1 protein-coding gene is annotated in these 800 nt (G+C 59.4%); it reads right to left on the minus strand.

All coding sequences use genetic code 11. The features are described 5' to 3' along the window. Positions 1–25: 25 nt before the first annotated feature. A complete protein-coding gene (locus B3361_RS17025; RefSeq protein ID WP_009684812.1) occupies positions 26–556 on the minus strand; it encodes an RNA polymerase factor sigma-70 in 531 nt (176 codons plus the stop codon). Positions 557–800: the final 244 nt, after the last annotated feature.

Genomic DNA, 800 nt, shown 5'->3' on the forward strand with positions numbered 1-800 from the left:
TGTAGCTTGTAGCTTGAAGCTAGGGTCAGCCCTGCCGGTTGGCGGTCTTGCGGCAATGCACCAGGGCATCGCGGATCATGAAGTTGACCAAGGTCGGCGACACGCCCAGTTCCTTGGCGATGTCCTTCTGCGGTACGCCATGCAGGCGGTACATCTCGAACGCATAGCGGGTGCGCTGGGGCAACTGGTTCAGCGCTTCGGCTATATCGTCCAGCGCGGCCAGGTTGATGTGGGTGGCTTCGGGCGAGGCGTTCTGGATGACCACATTCAGGCCTTCCTCTTCGCTGCCGGAGTATCTCAGCTCCATCGCCTGCTTGCGGTAATGGTCGATCGCCAGGTTGCGCACGATCTGGAACAGGTAGCTCAGCTGCGCCTTGAACGACGAGGTTATCTGCGGAGCGGCGCTGAGCCGGAAGAAGGCGTCCTGCACCACATCTTCGGCACGCGAGCGGCAGCCGGTAATGCGCGCTGCAATCTTGACCAGAATGCTGCGGTTGTCTACGAAGGCCTGCAGTAATGGTGAATCGCACTTACTTGTGGATAGTTGTTCCGCCATGGAAATCACCTTGTCACAAAGGGGGAGGAGGCACCCGGGCAGGGACGCTTCCTACGACCTGCGACACGCTATTAGTAATGATAATGATTGTCAAATGCGAAATGTAATTGGTATCGGGAGTTTCCGATTTTTGCGAGGTCTGTCAGGGGGGGCGTGGTGCCTGCCTGGAGAAAGTGTTGCGGCGACAAAGTGCAGGCCATGACGGGGGTGTCGCCTGGGAGACCTAGCGCCGCCCGCGCGGCGC

Source organism: Pseudomonas sp. UBA6699 (assembly GCF_002454615.1).
Taxonomy (GTDB): Bacteria; Pseudomonadota; Gammaproteobacteria; order Pseudomonadales; family Pseudomonadaceae; genus Aquipseudomonas; species Aquipseudomonas juntendi.